The organism is Salinimicrobium oceani (assembly GCF_012037645.1).
This window is the reverse complement of sequence record NZ_JAAVJR010001670.1, coordinates 1-281: the sequence shown is the minus strand read 5'-3', so window position 1 is coordinate 281 and position 281 is coordinate 1. Positions and strand designations below refer to the sequence as shown.

Sequence of the window (281 nt, the reverse complement as noted above, 5' to 3'; positions counted from 1 at the left end):
TTCTTGCCCTCGAAACTGAATTGAGCCAGCCTATCTTTCATGTTTTCATCCCTTAGCGGAAGCCTTAGAACACGTCCCTGCGGAGCATAGAATCCCACGTTGGAGCCGGTGAAGCCTAAGTGCACTTCAGGTGAATTAAATTTTTCAACCAGAGAAGGATCGGCAGCAACTACATAAGGTTTACTGTTCTTAGAGTAGGTGTTCAAATGTTGTTCAAGCGCTTCATTGAAATCCTGTAGCTGGACATCATCGCTCTGATAAAAATGCAGCAGACTGTCAAA

General features: G+C 44.5%; 1 pseudogene. It reads right to left on the bottom strand.

What is annotated here, in order from left to right:
• Positions 1-281: pseudogene (locus HC175_RS23545) on the bottom strand (nucleoside phosphorylase); the annotation flags it as partial.